Source organism: Collinsella aerofaciens (genome assembly GCF_039062315.1).
Lineage (GTDB): Bacteria > Actinomycetota > Coriobacteriia > Coriobacteriales > Coriobacteriaceae > Collinsella > Collinsella aerofaciens_BG.
Genome location: NZ_JBCJBG010000037.1, coordinates 1 through 1,502, shown reverse-complemented (window position 1 = coordinate 1,502; position 1,502 = coordinate 1). Strand labels below are relative to the sequence as shown.

1 protein-coding gene is annotated in these 1,502 nt (G+C 67.5%); it reads right to left on the bottom strand.

What is annotated here, in order from left to right:
• Window positions 1-115: 115 nt before the first annotated feature.
• Window positions 116-1,273, bottom strand: coding sequence for an IS110 family RNA-guided transposase (locus ABCP74_RS09395; RefSeq protein WP_343001678.1), 1,158 nt, complete (start codon window positions 1,271-1,273; stop codon window positions 116-118).
• Window positions 1,274-1,502 lie beyond the last annotated feature (229 nt).

The window sequence follows — 1,502 nt, the reverse complement described above, 5'->3', positions numbered from 1 at the left end:
GGGGGGTGTTCCTATAGTTTTGTCAATTGGGAAATGCTCTCCGTGCGACCGAATCGCGGCATGCTGACGCCAAGCCATTAGGCCGGTGGGCTTCAGTCTGCTCGGTGCGTTTCGGCTAGGCTGCGTAAGGCACCCTGTCTCGCATGACCGCGTAGATGACCTTCAGTCTCTTTCGCGCCAGCGCCTTGAGCGCCTTGCCGTGCGACATGCCCCGCTCCCGGCACCTGGTGTAGTAGTCGCCCCATCTCCCCTCTGTCCGGGTAAGGCAGTTACATGAGAATATGAGCAGGTTCTTCAGCCTCTTGTTGCCTTGGCGCGATGCCGTCACCGAGGAGATCGAGGTTCCCGACTGGCGGTTGCGCGGCGCCAGGCCGCAGTACGACGCGAGCCTGTCGTGACTGGGGAAGTCTTCGATGTCGATGGAGATCGCAAGCTCGGAAGCGGTTTTGGGCCCGATGCCCGGCACCGTCAGGAGGCATCGGTAGGTATCGTCGCCCTCGAGCAGGGCGGAGATCTCCGCCGTGATCGCCTCGATCTCCGCCGAGTTCTCGGATATCCTGCGCGCGAGCAGTTTCACCGCCCGGTCCTCGGCGGCGACGACCGACGCATCCGGCCTTGTCGAGGAGGTTGTCGAGCGGACGAGGGCCTCGATCTTACCGCGCGCCGCCCCACGCGTGAGCGCCGCCGCCCTGCGGGGCCCGGCGTCGGCTACCGACCAGGCCCCGCCGAGGGATGCCATGAGCCTCAGCTGGGGCCCGTCGGACAGGTCGACCAGCGCCTCGAAGGCGGGGCACGATTCCAGCAGGATGCTGCGCAGCCGGTTCTTATTCCTAGTGTTCTCGCAGGTCAGGAAGTTCCTCTGGGCGGCCAGCGCCCTCGCCGCCGCAATCGTCGGACCTGGGTCTCCGACCGGCAGGAGCGCGTCGGGGATGCCAAGCGCCGTCTTCGCGATGACCATCGCGTCTCGCTCGTCGGTCTTGGCGTCGCCGGCGAAGAGCCTGGCGGCCCCGTGCGCCGCGAGTCCCGGCAGGTACGCCGCCGACATCCCGGCCGCCCTGGCGCGGGCGAGCGCGAGGGCGCCTATGTTGCGCGACTGGTCGACGACCACGAGCGCATCGGGGAAGCGGCCGAACAGCGAGTCCAGGTCGTCCTCCCTGTTCGCGACGGGGGCGCTCAACAGCACCTCGCCATCTCGAGTCGCGACGCATGCCCAGTGGGACGATTTCCCGACATCGAGCCCGATGACGGCTTCCGGCATTCTAATTGGTGCCACGGTGGTATCCTCCAATCGGTAGGCCGATCGGAACCCCTCCCCGCGACACCCACATTACCTGGCCGTGGCGCTTGCGCCCGGCAGTTTCCTATCAGTCGTCCGGAGCGGCGAGCGCCCCCGGTGGCAACACCCCCCGGGCCCTCTACGGGGCAGGGGCAGACGGCCATCCGGAGGCGCCCGATCGGCGGCCCCTCGGGGCTTGCCCGTATCGTAGGCAATGCGCCGAATG